Origin of the sequence: Mesorhizobium sp. M0306 (assembly GCF_040321655.1) — a bacterium.
Classification (GTDB): domain Bacteria; phylum Pseudomonadota; class Alphaproteobacteria; order Rhizobiales; family Rhizobiaceae; genus Mesorhizobium.
The window spans coordinates 115,537-140,214 of sequence record NZ_JAMYRY010000001.1; the positions used below are offsets into that span (position 1 = coordinate 115,537).

A 24,678-nucleotide genomic window follows, 5' to 3' on the forward strand; every position below is an offset into this window, starting at 1 on the left:
CGGTATTTCCAACCAGAAGGATCGATGCTGCATGAGCGTTATGATCAAGGAAAGCCCGATCAGCGAAAAGGACATGGTGGCACAGGCCGAGAAGGCGCTGGCCGACATTTCGAGAATCCGCGACGGCGTCGGCCGGGTCATCTTCGGCCAAGAAAATGTCGTCGAGCGCACGCTGGTTGCATTGCTGGCCGGCGGCCATGCACTGCTGGTCGGCGTGCCCGGCCTCGCCAAGACCAAGCTGGTCGAAACGCTGGGCATCGTGCTCGGCCTCGATTCGCGCCGCATCCAGTTCACGCCCGACCTGATGCCATCCGACATTCTCGGCTCAGAAGTGATGGAGCAAGATGAATTCGGCAAGCGTTCGTTCCGCTTCATTTCCGGGCCGATCTTTGCGCAACTGCTGATGGCCGACGAGATCAACCGCGCCTCGCCCCGTACCCAGTCGGCGCTGCTGCAGTCGATGCAGGAATACCACGTCACCATTGCCGGCGTGCGCCATGACCTCCCGTCACCGTTCCACGTTCTGGCGACGCAGAACCCGCTGGAGCAGGAAGGCACCTATCCGCTGCCGGAAGCGCAGCTCGACCGCTTCCTGATGCAGGTCGACATCCTCTACCCCGAGATCGAGGCGGAGCGCCGCATCCTGCTGGAAACCACCGGTATCGAGGATGCCAAGGCTGAAAACGTGCTGCAGCCGGCGCGGCTGAAGGACATCCAGACGCTCATCCGCCGCATGCCGGTGCCTGAAAGCGTCGTCGAGGCGATCCTCAAGCTGGTGCGTTCGGCGCGCCCCGGCCAGGGCAACGCCGATACCGACAAGCACGTCGCCTGGGGCCCAGGCCCGCGCGCCAGTCAGGCGCTGACGCTGTGCGCCCGCGCCCGCGCCCTCTATGACGGCCGGTTGGCGCCGTCGGTCGACGACGTCCGCGCGCTGGCCGAGCCGGTGCTGCAGCACCGCATGGCGCTGACCTTCGCCGCCCGCGCCGAGGGCACCACGGTTCGCGATATTGTGGCGAAGCTCGCGAAAGGGATTTGATGGCGCGCATCGGTGAAGCGCAGGCACCGGCAGCGACGCGCGATGCGCTCGCCAGAGGCCGGTTGCGGGCTTCGTTGGTGCCGGACCTGCTGGTCGAGGCGCGCCGCATCGTCAACACGGTAATTGCCGGCTGGCATGGCCGCCGCAAGCGCGGCATCGGCGAGAATTTCTGGCAGTTCCGGCCCTATGTCGAAGGCGATTCCTCGCGCATCGACTGGCGCCGTTCCGCTCGCGACGACCACACCTATGTCCGCGACCGTGAATGGGAGGCCGCCCATACGGTGTGGCTGTGGGCCGACCCCTCGCCCTCCATGCTCTACAAATCGACCGGAGCCAGCGTTTCCAAGGAATCGCGCGCCCTGGTGCTGGCGCTGGCCATGGCCGAGCTTTTGTCGCGCAGCGGCGAGCGCATTGCCTGGCCGGGCCTGACCGACCCGTTCACCGCCCGCAATGGGGCCGAGCGCATCGCGGCGCAACTGATGCACGCCGCCGACCTGCCGGCAAAGCCCGACCTGTCCGGCATTCGCCGCTTCTGCGACATCGTCCTCGTCAGCGATTTCCTCGACCCGGTCGAGGACACCATGGCCTGGCTGGACGTGCTCGCCCGCCACGGCGTGCGCGCACATCTGATCGAGGTCGCCGATCCGGCCGAGGAAAGCTTCCCCTATGCCGGGCGCACCGAATTCACCGATCCTGAGACCGGCGACAAGCTGACCGCCGGCCGCGCCGAAATGCTGGGCGAGGAATATCGCCTACTTTATGCCGCCCGCCGCCAGGAACTGGCCGCCTGGTGCAAACGGCTTGGCTGGAGCTTTACCGTCAATCATACCGATCGCCTTGCCTCCGAGGCGCTGGTGCGCATCCATATGGCGATGACCGCCGAGGGCAGCTTTGCCGGGAGGGCCCGCGCATGAGTTGGCTGCCTCTCTCTTTCGGGGAGCCGATGGTGCTGTGGGGCCTGCTGGCGCTGCCGGTGATCTGGTGGCTTCTGCGCCTGACCCCGCCCAGGCCGCAAACCGAAGTGTTTCCGCCGCTCAGGATTCTCGCCCGTGTGCTGAGGCGCGAAGAAACGCCGCAGCAGAGCCCTTGGTGGCTGACGCTGCTCAGGCTGCTGATGGCCGCGCTTATCGTGGCAGCACTTGCCGAACCCGTCTTCAACCCGCGCGAAAAGCTGCCGGCCGAGGGCGCCGCCTTGGCGCTGGTGATCGACAATGACTGGGCAAGTGCCGCCGACTGGGGCAAGCGCGTCGCCACCGCCGAGCGGCTGATCGCCGATGCCAATTCGAACGGCGTGCCGGTGCTCATCGCTTTCACTGCCGAGAAGCCGAATGCCGAGATCGGTCCCTTCGATGCCGCTGCCGCGCTCGACCGGCTGCGCGCGGCAAAGCCGCGGCCGATCCCGACCGACCGCCCCGCCGTCTACGCCCGCGTCGCGTCAGCCTTGGAGTCGCTGCCGGGCGCCAGCGTCGCAGTGCTCGCCGATGGCTTGGCGGCGCAAGGCGACGAAGCCGCCTTCAACACGCTGTTGTCGAAGAATGCGGCACGCGTCGTCTGGGCCGTCTCCGACCGGCTGTCGCTGACCGGCCTGACCGGCGCCGACAACCAGGTCGACGGCTTCGCCCTGACCGCTATCCGCGCACCGGGCGATCCGGCACCTGCACAGGTGACGGCCGGCGCCTTCGACGACAAGGGCCGCCGCATCGCCGACGCGACGCTGACCTTCGCCCCGGGCGGAACCACCGCCACCAGCACGATGGCGGTCCCGTTCGAACTGCGTAACGACTTCGCCTACATCGCGCTCGATGGCGAGCGCCAGGCCGGTGCCGTCCGCGTGCTCGATGAGAGCTCAAAACGCCGCCGCGTCGGGCTGCTGTCGCAGGCCGAGGCCGACCAGGCGCAACCGCTGCTGTCGCCGCTCTACTACATCCGCCGCGCCCTGCAGCCTTTCGCCGATCTCGTCGAGCCGTCGAGCGTCGATCTCGCCGATGCCATCCCGCAACTGCTCGACCAGAAACCGGCGATGATCGTCATGGCCGATGTCGGCACCATTCCGGAACAGGCACGGCGAAGGCTGGTCGACTGGGTCGACAAGGGCGGCACGCTGGTGCGTTTTGCCGGTTCGCGGCTGGCGGCTGCCGGCAATGACGACGATCTGCTGCCGGTCCGGCTGCGTACCGGCGAGCGATCGCTTGGCGGCGCGCTGTCATGGACGGCACCGCAGCCGGTCACTGAATTCCCGAAAACCGGCCCCTTCGCCGACCTCGCGCCGCCCACCGAGGTCACCGTCACCAGGCAGGTGCTGGCCGAACCGACGCCCGACATCGTCGAGCGCACCTGGGCCACGCTTGCCGACGGTACGCCGCTGGTGACCGGGATGAAGAAGGACAAGGGCACCCTCGTGCTGTTCCACGTCACCCCCGAGGCGACGTGGTCCAACCTGCCGATCTCCGGCAGCTTCGTCGAGATGCTGCGGCGCATCGTGCAACTGTCGCGCAACCAGGGCGCGGCGGTCGCCAATGCCGAGGCCGCCGCGACGTCGCTGGCACCCTATCGCATGATCTCCGCCGACGGCACGCTGGTGCCGCCGACGCCGGATGCCAGGCCGCTGGTGCCCGGCGCCGGCCCGCAGCCGGTGACGCTGGAAAACCCGCCCGGCCTCTACGGCTCCGAGACGGGAGTGTTCGCTCACAATCTGCTCGTTGGCGACAGCGCATTCACGCCGCTGGCCCGGCCTGAAATCACCGTGCCGGTCACCACCATCCAGTATGCCTTCGGCGAGCAGCGCAACCTCAAAGGTCCGCTGGTCACGGCGGCCCTGGTGCTGATGGTGCTCGACACGCTTGCCGTATTCTGGATGGGCGGCCTGTTGTCGCGCCGGCCGCGCCGTGCCGGCGCTGCGGCGACGGCAGCCGTCCTGCTGATTGCGCTCGGCGCCTTGATTGGCCACGCGGACGTCGCGCGTGCCGACGACGCCAAACCGGGAGATACGGAGGCGATCGGGGACATTTCAAAGACCCGGATCGCCTATGTGCTGACCGGCGAGCCGGGTATCGATTCGATCAGCCGCGCCGGGCTCGAAGGCCTGACCCGATTCCTCATCGAAAAAACCGCGCTCGAACCCGGAGCACCGGCCGGCGTCGACATCTCGAAGGACGAACTGTCCTTCTATCCGCTGATCTACTGGCCGATCGATCCCTCGGCCCCGATGCCGAGCGAGGCCGCCATCGCCCGCGTCGACGCCTATATGCAGCAGGGCGGAACCGTCTTGTTCGACACCCGCGACCAGTTCGCCAATGGCATTGGTGCGGATTCGACCAGCCCGGCGACGGAGCGGCTGCGCGACATCCTCGGCAACCTCAACGTGCCACCGCTGGAACCGGTGCCGTCGGACCACGTGCTGACCAAATCCTTCTACATCCTTCCGGAGTTTCCCGGCCGTTTTGCCGGCAGCCCGCTTTGGGTCGAGGCATCGCTTGAAGCCAGCAACACCGAGAACCGCCCGGTGCGCACCGGCGACGGCGTTTCGCCAATCATGATCACCGCCAATGATTTCGCCGGCGCTTGGGCCGTCGACGAGAATGGCGACCCGCTATTGCCGACCGTGCCGTCGGATCCGATGCAGCGCATCTATGCGCTGCGCGCCGGCGTCAACATCATGATGTACATGCTGACCGGCAACTACAAATCCGACCAGGTGCACGTCCCGGTGCTGCTCGAACGGCTGGGGCAATAGACCATGAACTGGTCGCTCGCCTTCGAACCGCTCACCACCTGGCCGCTGCTCGCAGCGGTTGTGGTGCTGCTGCTGCTGCTGGCGCTAGTCGGCCTTTGGTTTCGCCAGCGCGGCGCGGTCTTCCGCCTGGCAGCCCTGATTGCTCTGGCTGCGGCGCTGCTCAATCCGGTGTTCCTCGACGAAGAACGCGAGCCGCTGAAAAGCATCGTCGCCGTCGTCGTCGACCGCAGTCAGAGCCAGGATATCGGCGACCGCACCAAGCAGACCGACGCGGCGTTGGCCGGTCTTCAGCAGCGTCTAGGCCGCTTCAAGCAGTTCGACGTCCGTGTCGTCGAAGCCGGCAAGTCCGAAGCCGCCGACGAGCGCACCGAGACGCGGTTGTTTTCCTCGCTCGAAAATGCTTTCCGCGACGTGCCGCCATCGCGCATTGGCGGCGCCATCATGATTACCGATGGCGAGGTCCATGACGCGCCACCCGGCGCGCCCGACTTCAATGCCCCGCTGCATGCGCTGATTACCGGCAACGACCATGAAAAAGACCGCCGCATCCGCTTCGAGAATGCGCCGCGTTTCGGCCTCGTCGGCAAGCCGCTCGACATGACCTATCGCGTCATTGCCACCAACAACGAAACCGGCCCGGTCGACGTCCGCGTATCGGTCAACGGCGAGCAGGTATCGGTCGAGCACGCCAACATCGGCCAGGCGATGCCGCTGCAGGTGACCATTCCCAACGCCGGGCGCAACATCGTCGAACTCGCCATCAACCACGAGCCGGGCGAACTCACCGACACCAACAACCGCGCCATCGCGCTGATCGACGGCATCCGCGAAAATCTGCGCGTGCTGCTTGTTTCCGGCGAACCGCATGCAGGCGAGCGCACCTGGCGCAATTTGCTGAAATCCGACGCTTCGGTCGACCTCGTGCACTTCACCATCCTGCGCCCACCGGAAAAGCAGGACGGTACGCCGATCAACGAATTGTCGCTGATCGCCTTCCCGACGCGCGAGTTGTTCGTCGAGAAGATCAAGGATTTCGACCTGATCATCTTCGACCGCTATCAGCACCGCGACGTGCTGCCGATCCTCTATTACGACTACATCTCCGAATATGTCGAAAAAGGCGGCGCGCTGCTAATCGCGGCCGGCCCCGAATACGCCGGCGAAAGCTCGATCGCCCGCACGCCGCTGATGTCGGCGCTGCCGGCAATGCCGACCGGCGAGGTCATCGACAAGGCCTTCTATCCGCGCCTCACCGATACCGGCCAGCGTCATCCAGTAACGCGCGGGCTTGATGGCTCGGCGACCGAGCCGCCGCACTGGAGCCGCTGGTTCCGCACCATCGGCGTCGAGAACCCCGAGGGCGAGGTGGTGATGAAGGGCGCCGACAACCGGCCGCTGCTGCTGCTCGACCGCAAGGGCGAAGGCCGCGTCGGCATGCTTCTGTCCGACCAGGGCTGGCTGTGGGCGCGCGGCTTCGAGGGCGGCGGGCCGCATGTCCAACTCTACCGGCGCATCGCCCACTGGCTCATGAAGGAGCCCGAACTCGAGGAGGAGCGGCTGACCGCCGACGGCCGCGGCATGGTGCTGGAGATCCGCCGCCAGACGATGAGTGACGATCCCGGCCCGGCGCAAGTCATCACGCCGTCCGGCAAGGCACTGATCGTCAGGCTTGAGAAGTCCGAGCCAGGCGTCTTCCTCGGCAGCGTCGAGACCAGCGAAATCGGTCTCTATCAGGTCGGCAATGGCGACCTGACGGCATTGGCCCATGTCGGGCCGGTCAACGCGCCGGAATTCACCGACGTCGTCTCCACCGAAAACCGGCTGAAACCACCGGCTGAGGCAACCGGCGGCAGCGTTCGCCGGCTGGCGCCTGCCTCGGCACTTGGCAATCTCACCAGCACGGTCACGCTGCCCTCCGTCGTCCCAGTCCGTTCCTCGGGCGCGGCTTCCGGTAATGACTGGATCGGCCTGCGCACCACCGACGACAGCGTGCTCAAGGCCGTCTCGCGCGTGCCGCTGTTCGGCGGCTTCCTCGGCCTCGGCCTGCTGCTTCTGGCGATGGGCTCGATGTGGTACCGCGAAGGGCGGTAGTTCCCTTCTCCCCGTCTCTATACGGGGAGAAGGTGCCGGCAGGCGGATGAGGGCGGCGCCGGCGCTGTGAAACTTTCTTCAGACATTGCGCTGCCCCTCACCCTGCTCCGTCCGGCAAGCCGGGCCTCGCCTCCCTCTCCCCGTAAACGGGGCGAGGGAGGAGCTCTACTCCTCCGGCTCCGTCGTGAACATCAACGGGTAGCCCTTGGCCTTGCCGGCATCGGTTGCCCGCGCCGCCTTGGTCTCGGCGACATCCCTGGTGAAGACGGCGACGACGCAGACGCCGCGCCGGTGCGCGGTGATCATTATCCTATGCGCCTGGTCTTCACTGAGCTTGAACTCGGCCTTCAGCACCGTCACGACGAACTCGCGCGGCGTGAAATCGTCATTGACCAGGATGACCTTGTAGAGCTTCGGCCGTTCGACCTTCGGCTTCGTGCTGGTACGGGGTTTTGTGGTGATTTCAGGCATTGGACCGGCAATTGCGTACGACAGCTTTGCGGTCATTTTGACATGGGCAAAAGCGGTCGTCCATTCAACCGCGCGCGATCGGCTTCCCGGCGGGCGCAGTTCAAAAGTCCGTGCCTATGTGGGAACTGCCGTCTGGCGTTCAACGGAGGGTGTGGGCCGGGACTGACCCTATTGTCTGCACGCAACAAAAAGACGACCGCTCCAGGCAAATCGCAACTGGAGCGGTCTTCTCATAGGGTAGAAAGATGTCGCTTGATCAGGCCTTCGGAGCTGCCTTGACCGCGTGCTTCTTGTGCTTCTTGACGGTCTTCTTGGCAGCGACCTTCTTCACGGCCTTGGCCGGCGCAGCGGTCGTCGTTGTCGTCGCAGCCGGGGTGGTGGTCGCGGCATTGGCGCTGCTGGCACCGAGAACCGGCATCGAGAAGGCCAGCGCGATAGCGAGACCGAGGGCGGAGAGCAGGGACTTTTTCATGGCTTCACTTCCTTTTGTGCAGATTTGTGCAGATCGGATTGAGTGTCACTGAACGGGATCGATCGGTGTCACTCCAAGCAGCTTCAAAGCGTTCGCGAGCATCCGGATTCCCTGCGCCTGTTTCTTGTTGGCGCAGAACCGGTTTCCCTTTCTTTGAAGTGCTTTCGCCGCGGTGACCTGCGTTGCCGCGGCATGGGTTTCGAGGGCTTCGTCAAACTGGCGGTTCAGATCGATGCAACGCTCGCTGCGGGTGGTCGCCACCTTTGCATCGGCCGCCTTTGCATTGGCCACCTTCGCATCGGCCAGTTTTGCATCGGCTTGTTCAACCGCGGCCGTGACGAGCGAAATGGAAAGCAACGCACCCATCAGACTGATCGAGAACCTTTGCATTGGTCTGTCCGTAATCCCGTAACGCGTGTCGCAGCCGATGACCTGACCGCCACGGCACCACTTATGCCTTTGATTTTTTTCGGTAGTTTTTCCGGATTGTAGAATTTTGTTTCTGGATTGTTTCTGGGCAGCCCGGATCGAGCCGCCGATCTCCACTGGCCAACTTATGGCCTGAATTCTATCGTCTGGCTGACGGGCGAAGCACGGCTTGGGCGATCCACAAATGACAGGTTCCCTGTGAAATCCGACCCCCACATACTGATCGTCGACGACGACAAGGGCATTCGCGACCTGCTTCAGGAATTTTTCCAGAAGCGAGGGCTGCATACATCGGTCGCCGCCGACGGCACCGAGATGGAGACCGTACTGCGCCGCGCCCAGGTCGACCTGATCGTCCTGGACGTCATGCTGCCCGGCAAGAGCGGGCTGGAGCTCTGCCGCGAGTTGCGCGCCAATTATTCGACACCGATCATCATGCTGACCGCGGTTACCGAAACTACCGACCGCGTCGTTGGCCTGGAGATGGGCGCCGACGACTACGTGCCGAAACCCTTCGATCCGCGCGAGCTGCTCGCACGCATCCGTGCCGTCTTGAGACGCAATGGCGCCGCCGAACCGCGACGCACCGCCTCGCGGCAGATCTACCATTTCGCAGGCTGGACGATGGACTGTTCGCGCCGCCGGCTGATGGCGCCCGGCGACGTCAGGATCGAGCTGACGATGGCCGAATTCAACCTGCTGCAGACCTTCGTCAAGAGCGCGCAGCGCGTGCTGAGCCGCGAGCAGCTCATCGAGCTGTCCGGCGGCGACAGCGGCTACAGCTTCGACCGCAGCGTCGACATTCTGGTCAGCCGGCTGCGGCGCAAGATGGAAGACGACCCGAAAACGCCGAAACTGATCCTGACCGTGCGCAGCGGCGGCTACCAGTTCCTGCCTGAGACGACCTCCGAATGAGACGCATTCTGCCGCAAACGCTGCCGGCCTGGGTGCTGCTCATCGTCATCGCCGGCCTGCTGATCAGCCAGATCGCGACCCTCTACATCGTTTCGCGCGACCGTGCCGCCGCCAATGACGTCGTCGATCTCTACCGGCTCAACGACCGCGCCTTCTCGCTGGTACAGCTGATGCATGACGCCACCCCCGAACAGCGCAAGGCGACGGCGTCCGGCCTTTTCAACGCCACTTACGCGCTCACCGTCTCCGGCACGCCCGCCGTTACTTCGTCAATAGCTGGCGATGACGAACTGGCCGAATTGGAAGATATATTAGTCGGTCGGCTATCCAAGTTCGGCATCACCGACGCCCGGGTCCGCCGCGACCCTGCAACGCACGAAGCCGACGCTCCCGGTGGGACGGTCGCCGGTCCCGATATCGGCCAGGTCGAGCGCGACCTGCTGGTGCTGGCGGCCGATTTCGCCCAGAGCGACAAGCTGACGGCCTCGCTTCGCTTTGCCGACGGCCAATGGCTGAACTTCACCGAACCGAACACACCGGCCGGGCCGATACTGAGCTTCGAGAGCCTGCCGCTTTATGCCTTGATCGCCGGGCTGGTGGTGGCGAGCTCGATCTGGTCGCTGCGGCGGCTGACGGCGCCCTACCGGATGATGGAGACCGCGGTGAAGCGGATCGGCGAGGACCTGAAGAGCCCGCCGATCGCCGAGAGCGGCAGCCGCGAGGTGCGCACCGCGGCAAAGGCGGTCAATGCCATGCAGGCGAGGCTGCGCGCCTATGTCGAGGACCGTGAGCATCTTGCGGCCGCACTGGCGCACGACCTGCGCACGCCGCTGACCAGGATGCGGCTGCGCCTCGAATTGCTCAGGAATTCCACCGTGCGCGCCGCACTGGCGCACGACCTCGCCGACATCGAAGGCATTGCCAGCTCGGTCATCGACTTCGCCACTTTCGAGGTGACCGAGGAGAAGAGCGAGAGGATCGATTTCTGGTCGCTGGTCGAATCGATCGCCGACGGCTTCGACGAGGTCTCCTTCGACAATGAGGAAGCGCGCTCGCGCGGCCTGATCTGCATAGCGCGCCCGGTCGCGCTCCGGCGCTGCGTCACCAACCTCGTCCAGAACGCGGTGACCTACGGCAAGAAGGCGCATCTCAGCCTGCGTCAATCAGGCAAGACAATCATGCTGGCGATCCATGACGAAGGGCCGGGCATACCGCAAGCCGAGCTCGACGCCGTGTTCGGCTCGTTCGTGCGTCTGGAACAGTCGCGCAACCGCCAGACCGGCGGTCTCGGTCTTGGCCTGACCATCGCCCGCAACATCGCCCGCAGCGCCGGCGGCGAAGTCAGCCTGTCCAACCATCCCGATGGCGGCCTGATGACGGAGTTGCGCCTGCCGCTCGCGGTTTAGCTTGCGGTATCGGGCTAAGCCGGCGTTCCTTCGCGCCCCCTCTGTCCTGCCGGACATCTCCCCCACAGGTGGGGAGATTGGCTGTCGTCGCCGATTTTCGCCAACTACAAACGTTGGAGTGTGAGAGCCGTCCGCGAAACCGTCGATCTCCCTCCAAGTGGGGGAGATGTCCGGCAGGACGGAGGGGGGCGCGACAGAACTCGGCGTTTGGTCTTGGTTCTCTTCCCAAGGAAAAACTACCTTCGCAGCACCGCGCTCAGCACATCCCTGACGCCGATGGCGCCGACGAAGCGCGACTGGTCGTCGAACAGAGCCACCGGTGCGGTCTGCGACCGATGCATGGCCAGCATCACGGTCTTCAGCGAGGTGCCGGGGTTGGCCCAGAACACCTGCGCCGTCTCTTCCGGCTGGGCCTCGACATCGGCGCAGGACACCCACACCGCCGGCTTGCCGTCGCGCTCCGCCGCCGCCACCAGCCCGTGTTCGTCGATCTTGAAACGCGTCGTCTTGCGCCGGTCGAGCCACACCCAGCCGTCCTCGCCATGCTCGAGGTCGCGGCGGTCGCGCATGACATTCCAGGCGGTCAGCACCGAAAGCGGATTCACATTGGCGATGAAGTCGCGGACATAGTCGTTGGCAGGCCGCAGCACGATGTCTTCCGGCGCGCCGGTCTGCACGATACGCCCGCCCTCCATGATGGTGATGTGGGTGCCGATCTTCAGCGCCTCCTCGAGGTCGTGGCTGACGAAGATAATGGTCTTCTTCAGCTCGGCCTGGAGCTGCAGCAACTCGTCCTGCAGCTTGGTCCGGATCAGCGGATCGAGCGCCGAGAACGGCTCGTCCATCAGCAGGATCGGCGCCTCGGTGGCAAAGGCGCGCGCCAGGCCGACGCGCTGCTGCATGCCGCCGGAAAGCTCATGCGCGTATTTCTTCGACCACTGGTCGAGATGGACCAGCCTCAGCTGCCTGTTCACCCGCTCCTTGCGCTCGGCTTCGGGTACCCCGGCGAGTTCGAGGCCGAGGCCGACATTCTCCTCCACCGTGCGCCACGGCAGCAGGCCGAACTGCTGGAACACCATTGCCACCTGTTTCTGCCGCAGCCGCCGAAGCGTCGCCTCGTCGCAGGTGACGACGTCGACCGTACCGTCGCCGTCCTTGACCAGCACCTGACCGCGCGAGACGACGTTCAGCCGGTTGACGGCTCTGAGCAGCGTCGATTTGCCCGAGCCGGAAAGCCCCATCAGCACCGAGATCTCGCCTTCGTTCACGGTGAGGCTGGCGCCGGCGCAGCCCAGCACATTGCCCGTCTGTTCGAGGATCTCGGCGCGGGTGGCGCCGCTGTCGATCAGCGCCAGCGAGCCTGCCTGGTCGGCGCCGAAGACGATGTCGACATTTCTGAAATCGACGGCGACGGTCATTTCTTGCCTCCCACGCCGATGCGCGTCATTCGGTCGAGCACGATGGCGAGCACGACGATGGCCAACCCTGCCTCAAGCCCGAGGTCGATCCTGCGCGAACCGAGCGCCCGGTTGATTTCTGTACCGAGCCCGCCGGCGCCGATAAGGGCGGCGAACACCACCATCGACAGCGACAGCATGATCGACTGGGTCAGCCCAGCCATGATGGTCGGCAGTGCCGAAGGCAGCTCGACCTTCCACAGCAGCTGGCGCTTGGTGGCGCCGAAAGCTTCGCCCGCCTCGACGATCGATTTCGGCACCGACGTGACGCCGAGATGGGTGAGCCGGACCGAGGTCGGGATGACGAAGATGATGGTGACGATCAGGCCGGGCGCGTTGCCGAGGCCGAACAGGGTCAGCACCGGGATCAGGTAGACGAAGGTCGGCAGCGTCTGCATCAGGTCAAGTACCGGCAGCATGACGCGATAGATCTTCGGCTTGTGCGCGGCCCAGATGCCGAGCGGCACGCCGTTGGCCATCGACACGGCGGCGGCGGCAACCACCAGCACCAGCGTCTCCACTGTCTGCTTCCACAGATTCTGGTTGAGGATGAACAGCAAACCGATGAACACCGCCAGGGCCAGGCCTTTCGAGCGCTGCAGGAAATAGGCGAGCAAAGCGATCAGCGCGATCAGCAGAACCGGCGGCAGCAGCAGCAGCCCGTCGACGATGCCGTCGAGCAGGAAATTGAGGCTGTTGGAAAAAGCCCTGAAGACGGTGTCGAAATTATCGGTGAGAAAGCCGAAAAACGCCTTCCCCCACGCCCCTATGGGAATCTTGTAGCTGACCAGGAATTTGGAGATCGGATCCATCTAGCCCCTCTTCTGCCGGCGCCGTCCTTGCCGGACGGTCATCTTGTCACAGGATATGAAAAAGGGCAGCCATTTCTACCGTGGCTGCCCCTCGTCTTGTCGTGCAAGCGGTCAGGTCAGCTTCCGAGCGCTGTTTTCACCGCTGCCGCCGCATCGCCGCCGTCGAAGGTGGTTACGCCGGCGATCCAGGGAGCGACCGCGTCCGGGTGCTTCTTCAGCCAGTCGGTCGCGACCGTATTGGCGTCGCCGCCCTTCAGGATCGCGTCCATCATCTCGCCTTCCATGTCCAGATTGAATTTCAGGTTGGTGATGAACTTGCCGACATTAGGGCACTCGGTTGTGTAACCCTTGCGTACGTTGGTATGCACAGTCGCAGCGCCGAAGCCGCTGTCGCCCATACCGTCGAGATAGGTGATCTTCATGGCGCCCATCACCGGATGCGGCGTCCAGCCGAGGAAGGCAATCCATTCATTGTTCTTCATCGACTGCTCGGCTTGGGTGAGCATGCCGGCCTCGGAAGATTCGACCAGTTCGAAGCCTTCGAGATTGGTTTTCGGATCCTTGATCATGTCGAGGATGATGCGGTTGCCGTCATTGCCGGCCTCGATGCCGTAGATCTTGCCGTCGAACTTGTCCTTGAACTTGCCGAGATCGGTCAGCGTCTTGACACCGGCATCGGCGACATAGGTCGGAACGACAATGCCGTAGCCGGCGCCGCTGAGGTTTTCGCTGACGGTTTCGACCGAGCCTTCGGCGGCATAGTCCTTGATGTCATTGGTCATCGACGGCATCCAGTTTCCAAGGAACACGTCGAGGTCTTTGTTCTTCAGCGACGCATAGGTCACCGGCACGGAAAGCTGGATCACCTGCGGCTCGTAGCCGAGCGCGGTGAGCAGAACCGAGGCGACGCCGGTAGTCGCCTGGATGTCGGTCCAGCCGACATCGGACAGACGCACCGTCTTGCAGCTTTCCGGATCGCCGGCGAAGGCCCCACTCGTGGATAGAAAAGCCGCCAGGCCGAGGCCGGCGACGAATGAATTCAGACGCGACATGAAAATTCTCCCATTTCATTTCTCGGTGAAGCGAAGCGACGGTTTTATCTCCGCCTTGTCGCGTCAGCCAAACATCATTCTGCTGCGGTTTCAAGCACTAAGGCAATCACGAACAACGGCGCAGGCTGGCCGATCAGCGACACGCCCGCCGCTTTCCGGATGGAAGCCGCCTTTTCCCGGTGGAATGTAGGCGCTCCCCCTCCCCGCTTTGTTGCAACTCGGCTTAAAAGGACGGCATGGCCAAGCTGTACTTTCACTATGCGACGATGAATGCCGGCAAGACGACGATGCTGTTGCAGGCCTCGTACAATTACCGCGAGCGCGGCATGACGACGATGCTGTTCATCGCCGGCCACTATCGGAAGGGCGATACCGGGCTGATCTCGTCGCGCATCGGCCTGGAGACGGAAGCCGAGATGTTCCGCGACGGCGACGATCTGTTTGCCCGGGTCGCCGAGCATCACGACCACGCCACGGTGCATTGCGTCTTCGTCGACGAGGCGCAGTTCCTCGAAGAGGAGCAGGTCTGGCAACTCGCCCGCATCGCCGACCGGCTGAACATCCCGGTCATGTGCTACGGCCTGCGCACCGATTTTCAGGGCAAGCTGTTTTCCGGCTCGCGCGCCCTGCTGGCGATCGCCGACGACCTGCGCGAGGTGCGCACCATCTGCCGTTGCGGCCGCAAGGCGACGATGGTGGTGCGCCTCGGCGCCGACGGTAAGGTGGCGAAACAGGGCGAACAGGTGGCGATCGGCAAGGACGTCTATGTCTCACTCTGCCGCCGCCATTGGGAAGAAGAAATGGGCCGCGCCGTGCCCGACGATTTCATCGGCTTCACCAAAGCCTGAACCAGCGCTATTGCTTTCATCCGACCTCCCGGCCGACATTCGTTCCGCAATCGCGCCATCGTGCGGCGCTTGTTAAGGTTTGCTTCCTATTTCAGAACCTCTCAGCCAGAGCCGTCGGGATTTCCCATGCTTCGAGCCATTTCGTCTGTCGCTGCTTTCCTCATCACCGGCACTCTTGCCGCGCATGCCGACGGCGATGCTGCTCTCGGCAAGAAGGTCTTCAACAGATGCATGGCCTGTCATGAGGCAACGAGCGACCGCGACAAGGTCGGCCCGCATCTGCTGGGTGTCGTCGGCCGGACCGCCGGCACCGCGGACAGTTACCTCAGCCGCTACTCGCAGGGGATGAAGGACGCGGGCGCTGCCGGCCTGGTCTGGGACGAAGCAAACCTTGCCGAATACCTGCGCGCGCCGCGGCAGAAGGTCCCCGGCAACAAAATGGCCTTCTCCGGCCTGACCAGCGACGACGACATCGCCAACGTCATCGCCTATCTCAAGGCCGATCCCAAGCCCTGAGCGTCGCTCCCGAGCAAAAAGTCCAGCCGCGGTTGAAGCGGTGTCTGACCGGACGGCAGTTACACCGTAATCATGGCTTGACTATCCTGCGGTCGCCTCCTGAAATTCTTTTGTTTTCCTGTAATCCCATGTCTTCCGTCTTTCATTCGCCAAACCCGGCACATATATTCGCGGCGGTTTGCGTCACGAAACCGATGCCGAAGCGGGAGGCCCCAATGGCGACATTGCAGAATTTCGATGCCGAGATTGCCAAGACCAAGCAGGTCGTGCAGGACATGCGCACCAAGATCGAGCAGTCCGGTACCGTGCTCGACACGCTCGCCACCGCCGACAAGAAGATCGGCGACGCCAATTTCGATATCGAGAATGCCCGCATCGAGGATGTGCTGAAGCAGCAGAAGGTGATGGAAGGCAATATCGCCGACCTGATCATCGGCCTCGAGGACGCCACCAACGTCTTCGGCGCCGAATTCGAGAGCATGAAGAACTACACCGGCTGGGAAAGTTTCGTCGGCGTCTTCTCCAGCCAGCGCAAGCAGCGCATGCGCACCGACCGCGTCCGCAACATGTCGCTGGCCGGCAATTTGCAGGAGCTGCTGGCGAAATCCGACACCATCGTCGGCATCCTCAAGGCACAGAAGCAGGTCCTCGACACGCGTTACAAGACTTCCGAGGCCAGCCTGTCGCAGGTGATCGAGCGCCGCAAGACCACCATGTCCAATCTCGAGACCGTGCAGAAGCGCATCGAGGAACTCAACCCGATGCTGCTCGACATCGAGAACAAGATCGCCGCCTCGACCAGCCAGAAGGAACGCACGCAGCTTGAAGGCGAACGCTCGAAACTGGCCACGGAATACAACGAGAAGCAGGCCAAGGAGCAGGAATTGCTGGCCGAAAGCCAGACGCTGGAGCGCTATACCTCGATGTTCCAGACCTTCGTCGATTCGCTCAACAACCAGATCGCGGCGCAATCGACGCTGATCAACAAGCTGACCATCGATACCGAGCAGCGCATCGTTCTGTACAAGGCGCTGGAAGATTCGCTGAAGACCGCCGCCCAGCAGGATGTCGCCCACAAGATCAACACGCTGGGCAGCCAGGTCGACAACACCGCCGAAGAGACCATGGCCGGCATCGGTGCTGCCTCGCAAAAGCACATCGGCGATCTGCTTGAAATGCATGAGAAGAACATGGTCGCCACCGCCGACATCCAGCGCCGCAAGAAGCTCGCCGACGATGCCTTCGCCCGCCGCTTCGACGATGTGATGAAGAAGCACAATTCGGCAAATTACGTTCAGTCGTAATTGCTGCACGTGCACTGCTCCCAAGGGCTGGCAACATGACCCCCGAAAACGAAGCCGCGGCGCGGTATTTCTCGGCGATCGCGGCGGCACTTGGCGGCCTCGAAGTGTTCATGCGCGACGATCGCTCGCCGCTCTACCGGCACGGCATCGTCGCCAAGGTCGTCGCCGAATATATTGCGCGGCTCGACAAGTCGTTCTCGTGCTGGCGCAACCGGCTGGGCTTCACCGAGACGTTCCGCATCTCGCGCGCCGAAAGCGGTTTCCCGGTCTTCCAGAACCTGCTCGAGTTGGAGAACGACCGGCTCCAGGCCGATGCGCGCCTCGCCAATCTCCCGCTGGCCGACGAGCTGCGCGAGGAAATGGCGGACTTCATCCTGCGCCACAAGGAATTCCCCGAAGCGCTGCAGAAGTCGATGGCCGAGCGGCTTTACCTCGAGGACGTCAAGAGCGAGACCACCTTCGGCCCGTTCACGCTGGCGCAGACGGTCAAGGTGTCGGTCAATCCGAAGACGTTGCGGCCCTATTATCTGGTCCACTGGGCCTGCTTCGACGGCAGCGCCAACCTCCCGCTTGTCTATATGGTGACGGTCGAGGATTCCTCGGACGACATGATCCGGCAGCTTGTCGACTCCAGTGGCAAACTTAATGAGAGGGTCGACATTCCGCTGCCGGTCGACGGCTTGCTCAATCCCGAGCTTGCCCGCCGTTTCGACGATTTCACCGAGAAGAATTCCGCCTACGCGCTGTCGCCGGCGACCATCGCGGTCAACCTCGACAAGGATTTCGAGCCGCTGCATCCCAAGCAACTGCGTCGCGTCGTGCTCGGCCCGTTCTATTCTGCAGGGATTACCGACAACAATTCGACGGTGAGCGAAGTGCTGGCCAAGGTGCGCAAGCCGGAAAACGCCTGGCTGCTGACCTGGACCATCCAGGAGGTCTTTTCCAAGGCCGAAAAGCCAGGCCGCAAGGGGCTGTTCTCGAACGAAAAGACGACGCAGGAATTCTTCATCAATACCGACGATCTCGAGGCCGCGCGGCAAGGCGTGTCGAGCTATGAGAACCACGCGCTGATCCCGCACGAGGCCTATCAGGCGCTCTATGCCGCCGGCGAGGCGCAGAAGATCTTTTCGGGCTACAAGGTCCACATCCTGTCCAAAGGGCAGGTCATCAGCGACGTCTGACCGTCAAATCGCGGAGCATCCTCCATGGACACCGGCCTGACCACCATCCCGGAAGCGGCAATTGAAAAGCACCGTGCCACTGCGCAAAGTTTCATCACCCGCATCGTCGTGCTGGAGGACCCGTCGCGCGAGTCCGGCACCGCGCTTGCCGGCACCAACCGCCGCTTCGTCTCGACCGTCTCGGTCGGCTCGGTGCGCCGCACGCGCGAGGTCGAGCTCGCCAAAACCGTCGCCGCCGTCCATTCCGACGACCAGTTGCTGACCATCCCGCAGCACACGCTGTTGTTTCGCGCCCGGCGAGGGCTGGCGATAGCGCTGGCCATATCGGATATCTTCGCCGAAGGCTCCGATCTCGAAAGCCTGCAGGCGAAAAACGCCCGCGCGCCGCTCGAAGGCGATGAAGCTGCCACCTTCAAGAAGCTGCTGTCGGCCTCTGCCTACATCTCCGCCTTCAGCCTTGCCTCCTATTTGTTCCAGCTGATCGACAGCGACGGCGAGGCGCCGAACGACACGCCCGAGCCGGACTTTCTGTTCGACACGCCACAGGATGCGGTGAAGTCGATCGTAGCCGGGCTCGACAGGGCGATAGCAGGTTCGAAGGACGATGCCGACCTGATGACCCGCGCCCGCGCCTTTGCCCGCGTCGCCATCGACGGGCTGTTGGCGCGAAAGGGCCGCTTCGACGGCATCGGCCCGTTCGATAACGCGCATATCCGCATCGACGTCGACGATTTTACCCTTGACGGTTTCGACGTCGCGCCGGGTAAGCGGGCAAAGCCGCTGGTGATGACCTTCAAAAAACCGGAAGAGGTCGTCGGCAACCACATCGCCAAATACCAGTCGGTCAAGCTTGCCAAGATGCTGATGGCCTACGATTTCGAGCGTGAGCTGAACCCGTTCGTCGAGCTCGGCGGCTTCCTGTTCACCTTTATCGGCGATGGCGCGCCCGGCACCGGCAAGACAACCTTGATCCAGATGATCGCCGGCCTTCTCAATGGTTATTGCCAGGTCGCCGGCTATCCCTTCGCCTACGAGAATTTCGGCGTCGACCAGATCTCCTCCTACCAGGGCAAGTCCGGCCAGAACTGCCGCCAGTTCATCAACAATGTGCTGAACCCGCGCGTCATCGGCTTCGGCACCATCGACGATATCGACCAGGTCGCCGCACGCCGCTCAGACGACCGTGCCTCCGCCGGCCAGCAGGAAATCACCGGCGTGCTTATGGACGCGTTTGGAGGTGCGGCGACCGTGGTGCGCGGCAACTGCTCGTTCGGCATGTTTTCCAACTATCCCGAAAACGTCGACGACGCGCTGCGCCAGCGCGCCGGCGCGCGCTGGCTGGTCGACGGCCCGCAGAGCCGCGACGACTATATCGACATCTTCGTTCTGCTCGCCGGCAAGAACCACAAGATCCCGCTCGGCGACCACAAGCTGTATGCGGCGCAAGAGATCCAGCGCGCGGTGATGGAAGCTTACGAGGAGCATGAGAAGCCACAGGAAGACGGGTTGATGAAGGTCTATGAGCGCTACATGAAGGAGAACGGCGCGCCAAAGACTATGGCCGACATCGGCGCTTATCTGCATATGATCAAGGATGCCGAGCCGCGCTTTACCGGCCGCGCCATCAAGAACGTCACCGATGCCATCAAGATGCGCGCCATGGACATCGAATTGCCCGACGAATGGTTCGAAAAGCCGGAAGCCTTCATGCACAAGGGTTACGACGACAAGAAAGCGATGATCGAGGAACTGCGCGGGCCATTCTCGATGGACATGGTCATGCAGGAGATCAACCGCTACGCGGATTCCGAATTCCGCTATTCCGACAAATCCGATGATGCGGCGGTGACCAAGATGATCCGTGACACCCGTCTGCGGGAGCGTGCCGTGCGTGAGATCGAGGAGATGAAGAAAAAGGGGCTGTGGAATGCGTGAGTCTGGCGCTTCTCCCTTCTCCCCGTTCACGGGGAGAAGGTGCCCGAAGGGCGGATGAGGGGCAGCGCTGTGCGTGGTGGAAACGAGCCGAAAGTTACGAGAGCCCGGCAACTGCGGAAGGTCGAAAACGGCGCCGAAGACAAGCTTTGGAGCGAACTGCGCGGACGAAGGTTGAATGGCCATAAATTTATTCGCCAACTGCCGATCGGTCCATATTTTGCTGACTTCGCCTGCCGTGAAGCCAATCTGGTCGTTGAAGTTGATGGAAGCCAGCACGCAAACCGATCTCAGGATCGATACAGGGACGAGACGATGAACCGGAATGGCTGGTCGGTACTGAGGATATGGCACGCCGATGTGCTGACGAGCCGCAAGAGCGTGCTGGACACGATCGTGGCCGTCCTTGACGGTCGACTGGATGAAAAAATGATTGCTGTTGACGCAAAATTTCTGCCTTCGACAGCTGCAGGAAAAGAATGATGAGCGTCTGCGCCGCCCCTCATCCGCCCTTCGGGCACCTTCTCCCCGTAAACGGGGAGAAGGAATAATGGCCAAGAAGCCCGATCTGCTGCGCGACAACGAGCTGATCTACGGCCGGCTGCTGACGATCGACGAGCCGCACCTGATCCAGCGCTACAACAAGGCGATGGTCGCGTTCGGCTTGAAGCCGACCAAGTTGAAAAGCTTCGAGATCGATCGCACTGGCTTCTCGCCGCAGGTCGCCGAGGAATGCGGCGACTACAGCTACCTCGATCCTAACGAGGTCAACCGCCGCTTTATCATCCTGACGCCGTCGCAGATAGACCTGCCGGTGGTGCACACGGCTTTCTCCAACACCTCGCTGCTGATGTACGAATTCATGTCCAAGAACCAGCGCGCCATCGATGCGCTGACGATCAAGGACGTCATCTACGGCGAGATCGAGGATTCGGTTCCCAAGGTCGACGACATCGAGGACCTGCTATCGATCAACCAGGTCGAATTCAAGGTGCTGTCGGCCGAGGATGTGCTCGGCAAGGCCGCTGAACTCGGCAAGCTGGTCGACCGGCTGAAGCAGGAGCCGGATGCCTGGCGCGACAACGCCATGCTGGCCCACATGGTCGATCTGGCGAAGATCTGCGGCGACATCCGCGAGAATGCGCTGGTGCCGGACCAGGTGATCTTCCGTCACAATGCCTATTGGACCAGCCATTTCGGCGGGCTCTATGTGTTCGTCGATCCGGACGTGACGACGGTGATCAGCGACCCGGCAGCGCCGGGCTTCCGCCGCTCACGGCCATGGCAGGTGAGCTACCTTTCGATCCACGACGCCGACAAGGTGTTCAAGTTCCTCGCCTCGACCGGCCGCATCGAGTTGCCGCGCGCCTCATGGATCGAAACCTCCGGTTATCTCGAGCATCGCGCCGAAATGGTGGTGCGCGCGCTAATCCGCGACGCCGATCCCGACCGCAATCTGACCGACGTCGACAAGGTCTGGCTGCAGACCTGGATCCACGGCCATACCGATCTGATCACCAGAGACGGCAATTTTCCCTTCCTCAACGCCGCCAAGCGCGAGATCGCCCAGCTCGGCCATCTCAAGATCGAGGACGTGTTCCCGCAGCAGCGCTTCCTGGTCATCCGCGCCAAGCCGGACCATCCCGACGCCTGGCTGACCAACCAGCTGATCTCGGACTTCGTGCCGCAGGACTTCGTTTCGCGTTACGTCTTCAACAAGCCGGGCTTCTACAGGGATTATGAAGGCTTCAGCGACGCCTGGCGATCGCATGTTGTGGACGTTCTGAAAACCACATATCTGAAGGACAAGGTGGCGTTTCGCACACGCCTCTACGGCTTGACTGACTGAGGGGTGACATCGCCATGCTTGATCCGATCGTGAATTTCTTCACCCGGATTTTCCAGTGGATTGGCCGCGGCATCGGCATAATCATCGGTGCGATCCTGTGGCCGTTCCTGTGGGCGGGGCGCTGGTACACGCAACGCGGCTGGATCCTGAAGGCGGTGCTCGGCCTGGCTGTGCTCGTGCTGATCGGCCTCTATGTCAATTTCTTCTACGCCACCCAGTGGTGGAACAATTTCGACCCGAATTACGTCGACAAATACACGTTCGAAAAACGCAACGGCTCCGCCGGTGAACAGGTTTCCGCCGGCGCCGGCACCGACACGGCCAAGACCTGCGGAAATTCAGCCATTGCCCAGGTTGCGGCCGACCTGACCGACTTCAACGTCAACCAGAATGCCTGGGTGTCGTCGATGATCCTTTACAAGCTCGGCCTGTTCGGCATCGACTGGGACCACACGCCGTTCATGGACAACAAGGCTTCGTTCCAGCGCGGAATCAACCAGGCGGTGCGGCGCACGGCGACCGAGCTTGCCGACAATCTCGGCCGCGTCCGCACCACCTCGCAGATCGACGCCGACTTGCAGGACGCCCGTGGCAATCTGCAGTTCGATGAGGAAACCTGGTACTTCGGCTTGAACCCGTTCGGTCCCAAGACGCCGACGCCGAGCTACTATCGCGACGCAGTGCGCAAGCTGCGTTCCTTCAACGCCCGCCTCGCAGCCTGCCAGGCGACGTTCGATGCCCGCGCCGACAATCTCAAGCAGTATATCGACCGCATTTCGTCCGATATCGGTTCGACCTCGGCGATCCTCAAGGAGCGTGCCGAAAACCACAATAATGGCTGGTTCGACACTCGCGCCGACGACCGCTTCTGGTTCGCCTATGGCCAGCTCTATGCCTATTACGGGCTGATGAAGGGCGCACAGGCCGACTTCGAGGACGTCATCAAGGAAAAGCACCTGCAGAACCTGTGGGATACGATGGACGCGCAATTCGTCTCGGCGCTGCGCATCCAGCCCTTCATCATCGCCAATGGCCGCGAGGACGGCTGGCTGTTGCCGACACACCTGACGACGATGGGGTTTTATATACTCAGGGTGCGCTCGAACATGGTCGAGATCAGCAACGTGCTGACGCAGTAGCGGATCGTCCCGCACAGCCGGCGCTGGTGAATTTGCGCCGTTGCTTCTGTCGCTTTTCGCGTATTACGCGGCTGTTTTGAGACGGCGGAACCGCGCCTGCTCTGGCTTCTATACGGCGCGGCAACCGGCGCGAAAAGAACCTGTAGCAGGGCAGCCGGCCGCAGAGGCATTTTCTTCGTAGGAAACATAGTTGCATGAAAGTTGACGCGGCGGCAGCGACAGGGGTAGAACATGCCCGCGCCTGCAATGCCGGGCTATTCTTGCGACCACACTAGTCAAATCCGTCCAATTCAGAGGGAAGCCGTCATGGCCGAAGTGAAGTCCGACATCGAGATCGCCCGCGGCGCCAGGAAAAAGCAGATCCAGGAGATCGGCCAGAAGATCGGCATTCCGAGCGAACATCTTTTGCCCTACGGCCACGACAAGGCGAAGATCTCGGCCGAGTTCATCAAGTCGGTGAAGGGCAACAAGGACGGCAAGCTGATCCTCGTTACCGCCATCAACCCGACACCGGCCGGCGAAGGCAAGACGACGACGACGGTGGGCTTGGGCGACGGCCTCAACCGCATCGGCAAGAAGGCCATCGTCTGCATCCGCGAGGCTTCGCTCGGACCGAATTTCGGCGTCAAGGGCGGTGCCGCTGGCGGCGGCTACGCGCAGGTCGTGCCGATGGAGGACATGAATCTCCACTTCACCGGCGATTTCCATGCCATCACCACCGCTCACAATCTGCTGTCGGCGCTGATCGACAACCACATCTACTGGGGCAACGAGCTCGGCATCGATACCCGCCGCGTCGTCTGGCGCCGCGTCATGGACATGAACGACCGGTCGCTGCGCGAGATCATCTGTTCGCTCGGCGGCGTCGCCAACGGTTTCCCGCGCGAGGCCGGTTTCGACATCACAGTCGCCTCGGAAGTCATGGCCATCCTGTGCCTGTCGACCGACCTGAAGGACCTGGAAAAGCGCCTCGGCGACATCATCGTCGCCTATCGCCGCGACAAGTCGGCCGTCTATGCCCGCGACCTCAAGGCCGACGGTGCAATGGCCGTACTCTTGAAGGACGCCATGCAGCCCAATCTCGTGCAGACGCTGGAGAACAACCCGGCTTTCGTCCATGGCGGCCCGTTCGCCAACATCGCGCATGGCTGCAACTCCGTCGTTGCCACCACGACGGCGCTGAAGCTTGCCGATTACGTCGTCACCGAAGCCGGTTTCGGCGCCGATCTCGGTGCCGAAAAGTTCTTCGACATCAAATGCCGCAAGGCCGGCCTTAGGCCGGCAGCGGCAGTCATCGTCGCCACGGTTCGCGCCATGAAGATGAATGGCGGCGTCAAGAAGGAGGACCTCGGCAAGGAGAACGTCGAGGCGGTGAAAAAGGGATGTGCGAATCTCGGCCGCCACATCGAGAACATCCGCCAGTTCGGTGTGCCGGCCGTGGTCGCTATCAACCATTTCTACTCCGACACCGAGGCCGAGATCCAGGCGATGAAGGACTACGTCGCCTCGATGGGCGAAGAGGCGATCCTGTGCAAGCACTGGGCCCAGGGATCGGCCGGCATCGAGGAACTGGCCAAAAGAGTCGTGGCATTGGCCGAATCCGGCGCGTCGCAATTTGCCCCGCTCTATCCCGACGCCATGCCGCTGTTCGAGAAGATCAACACCATCGTCCAGCGCATCTATCGCGGTTCAGAAGCGATCGCCGACAAATCGGTGCGCGACCAACTCCACGCCTGGGAGCACGCCGGCTACGGTCATTTGCCGGTCTGCATGGCCAAGACGCAATATTCCTTCTCCACCGATCCGAATCTGCGCGGCGCGCCGACCGGCCACACCGTGCCGGTGCGCGAGGTCAGGCTGTCTGCCGGCGCCGGCTTCGTCGTCATCATCTGCGGCGAGGTGATGACCATGCCCGGCCTGCCCAAAGCGCCATCCTCGGAAAAGATTTTCCTGAACGAAATGGGCCAGATCGAAGGCCTGTTCTAGGGATAATCAAAGCTTGAACGGCAAAGGGCGCCGCAACGCTGCGGCGCCC

At 63.0% G+C, this 24,678-nt stretch carries 21 protein-coding genes; 15 read left to right on the top strand and 6 right to left on the bottom strand.

Features of this window, described 5'->3' with window-relative positions; all coding sequences use genetic code 11:
* The first annotated feature begins 31 nt into the window (after positions 1 to 31).
* From NKI95_RS00665 to NKI95_RS00680, 4 genes are read left to right on the top strand one after another with little or no spacing between them, the layout of a single operon-like run.
* Positions 32 to 1,036: an AAA family ATPase gene (locus NKI95_RS00665; protein ID WP_352713196.1), complete on the top strand. Its 1,005-nt coding sequence runs from the start codon at positions 32 to 34 to the stop codon at positions 1,034 to 1,036.
* The gene (locus NKI95_RS00670; RefSeq protein ID WP_352466815.1) at positions 1,036 to 1,950 is read left to right on the top strand and encodes a DUF58 domain-containing protein; all 915 of its coding nucleotides are present in this window, start codon (positions 1,036 to 1,038) and stop codon (positions 1,948 to 1,950) included. The genes NKI95_RS00665 and NKI95_RS00670 overlap by 1 nt, the downstream gene beginning before the upstream one ends.
* Positions 1,947 to 4,769 (top strand): DUF4159 domain-containing protein, encoded by a 2,823-nt coding sequence (locus tag NKI95_RS00675; protein WP_352713198.1) that lies wholly within the window; start codon positions 1,947 to 1,949, stop codon positions 4,767 to 4,769. Before NKI95_RS00670 ends, NKI95_RS00675 begins: the two co-directional genes overlap by 4 nt.
* Positions 4,770 to 4,772: 3 nt before the next feature.
* Positions 4,773 to 6,860: a hypothetical protein gene (locus NKI95_RS00680; protein WP_352713201.1), complete on the top strand. Its 2,088-nt coding sequence runs from the start codon at positions 4,773 to 4,775 to the stop codon at positions 6,858 to 6,860.
* A gap of 165 nt (positions 6,861 to 7,025) precedes the next feature.
* On the opposite strand, the gene clpS is transcribed toward NKI95_RS00680, so the two are convergent.
* The 3 genes from clpS to NKI95_RS00695 form a co-directional block, all read right to left on the bottom strand.
* On the bottom strand, positions 7,026 to 7,331 hold the full coding sequence (gene clpS, locus NKI95_RS00685; RefSeq protein ID WP_023679498.1) for an ATP-dependent Clp protease adapter ClpS: 306 nt from the start codon (positions 7,329 to 7,331) through the stop codon (positions 7,026 to 7,028).
* 256 nt (positions 7,332 to 7,587) lie between these two features.
* Complete coding sequence (locus NKI95_RS00690) at positions 7,588 to 7,803, bottom strand: hypothetical protein (RefSeq protein ID WP_352713203.1); 216 nt, start codon at positions 7,801 to 7,803, stop codon at positions 7,588 to 7,590.
* A 45-nt stretch (positions 7,804 to 7,848) separates the two neighbouring features.
* Positions 7,849 to 8,193, bottom strand: a complete 345-nt coding sequence (locus NKI95_RS00695) for a hypothetical protein (RefSeq protein ID WP_292665026.1) — start codon at positions 8,191 to 8,193, stop codon at positions 7,849 to 7,851.
* Between the two features lie 237 nt (positions 8,194 to 8,430).
* Between NKI95_RS00695 and NKI95_RS00700 the strand changes: the two genes are divergently transcribed.
* Both NKI95_RS00700 and NKI95_RS00705 read left to right on the top strand, forming a co-directional pair.
* Positions 8,431 to 9,147, top strand: a complete 717-nt coding sequence (locus NKI95_RS00700; RefSeq protein WP_352713206.1) for a response regulator — start codon at positions 8,431 to 8,433, stop codon at positions 9,145 to 9,147.
* Positions 9,144 to 10,553 carry an ATP-binding protein gene (locus NKI95_RS00705; protein WP_352713208.1) on the top strand — a complete coding sequence of 470 codons (1,410 nt, stop codon included), beginning with the start codon at positions 9,144 to 9,146 and terminating at the stop codon, positions 10,551 to 10,553. Before NKI95_RS00700 ends, NKI95_RS00705 begins: the two co-directional genes overlap by 4 nt.
* Before the next feature lie 236 nt (positions 10,554 to 10,789).
* Here the strand turns inward: NKI95_RS00705 and choV are convergent, their stop codons facing one another.
* The 3 genes from choV to NKI95_RS00720 form a co-directional block, all read right to left on the bottom strand.
* Positions 10,790 to 11,971 (bottom strand): choline ABC transporter ATP-binding protein, encoded by a 1,182-nt coding sequence (gene choV, locus NKI95_RS00710; protein ID WP_352713211.1) that lies wholly within the window; start codon positions 11,969 to 11,971, stop codon positions 10,790 to 10,792.
* A complete protein-coding gene (gene choW, locus NKI95_RS00715; RefSeq protein WP_352713213.1) occupies positions 11,968 to 12,822 on the bottom strand; it encodes a choline ABC transporter permease subunit in 855 nt (284 codons plus the stop codon). The genes choV and choW overlap by 4 nt, the downstream gene beginning before the upstream one ends.
* Positions 12,823 to 12,938: 116 nt before the next feature.
* Positions 12,939 to 13,874, bottom strand: a complete 936-nt coding sequence (locus NKI95_RS00720; protein ID WP_352713216.1) for a choline ABC transporter substrate-binding protein — start codon at positions 13,872 to 13,874, stop codon at positions 12,939 to 12,941.
* 236 nt (positions 13,875 to 14,110) lie between these two features.
* On the opposite strand from NKI95_RS00720, the gene NKI95_RS00725 reads away from it, so the two are divergent.
* From NKI95_RS00725 to NKI95_RS00765, 9 genes are all read left to right on the top strand, one after another.
* Positions 14,111 to 14,722 (top strand): thymidine kinase, encoded by a 612-nt coding sequence (locus tag NKI95_RS00725; protein ID WP_352713219.1) that lies wholly within the window; start codon positions 14,111 to 14,113, stop codon positions 14,720 to 14,722.
* A gap of 126 nt (positions 14,723 to 14,848) precedes the next feature.
* Complete coding sequence (locus NKI95_RS00730; protein ID WP_352713222.1) at positions 14,849 to 15,238, top strand: c-type cytochrome; 390 nt, start codon at positions 14,849 to 14,851, stop codon at positions 15,236 to 15,238.
* Positions 15,239 to 15,453: 215 nt separating this feature from the next.
* Positions 15,454 to 16,542 carry a hypothetical protein gene (locus NKI95_RS00735; RefSeq protein WP_352713225.1) on the top strand — a complete coding sequence of 363 codons (1,089 nt, stop codon included), beginning with the start codon at positions 15,454 to 15,456 and terminating at the stop codon, positions 16,540 to 16,542.
* 35 nt (positions 16,543 to 16,577) lie between these two features.
* A complete protein-coding gene (locus NKI95_RS00740) occupies positions 16,578 to 17,723 on the top strand; it encodes a hypothetical protein (RefSeq protein ID WP_352713228.1) in 1,146 nt (381 codons plus the stop codon).
* Positions 17,724 to 17,747: 24 nt separating this feature from the next.
* Complete coding sequence (locus tag NKI95_RS00745) at positions 17,748 to 19,658, top strand: AAA family ATPase (RefSeq protein WP_352713230.1); 1,911 nt, start codon at positions 17,748 to 17,750, stop codon at positions 19,656 to 19,658.
* A 69-nt stretch (positions 19,659 to 19,727) separates the two neighbouring features.
* The gene (locus NKI95_RS00750) at positions 19,728 to 20,138 is read left to right on the top strand and encodes an endonuclease domain-containing protein (RefSeq protein WP_352714560.1); all 411 of its coding nucleotides are present in this window, start codon (positions 19,728 to 19,730) and stop codon (positions 20,136 to 20,138) included.
* A gap of 67 nt (positions 20,139 to 20,205) precedes the next feature.
* Positions 20,206 to 21,504 carry a DUF6638 family protein gene (locus NKI95_RS00755; protein WP_352713232.1) on the top strand — a complete coding sequence of 433 codons (1,299 nt, stop codon included), beginning with the start codon at positions 20,206 to 20,208 and terminating at the stop codon, positions 21,502 to 21,504.
* A gap of 14 nt (positions 21,505 to 21,518) precedes the next feature.
* On the top strand, positions 21,519 to 22,643 hold the full coding sequence (locus NKI95_RS00760) for a DUF2333 family protein (RefSeq protein ID WP_352713234.1): 1,125 nt from the start codon (positions 21,519 to 21,521) through the stop codon (positions 22,641 to 22,643).
* 306 nt (positions 22,644 to 22,949) lie between these two features.
* Positions 22,950 to 24,629 (top strand): formate--tetrahydrofolate ligase, encoded by a 1,680-nt coding sequence (locus NKI95_RS00765; protein WP_352466802.1) that lies wholly within the window; start codon positions 22,950 to 22,952, stop codon positions 24,627 to 24,629.
* Positions 24,630 to 24,678 lie beyond the last annotated feature (49 nt).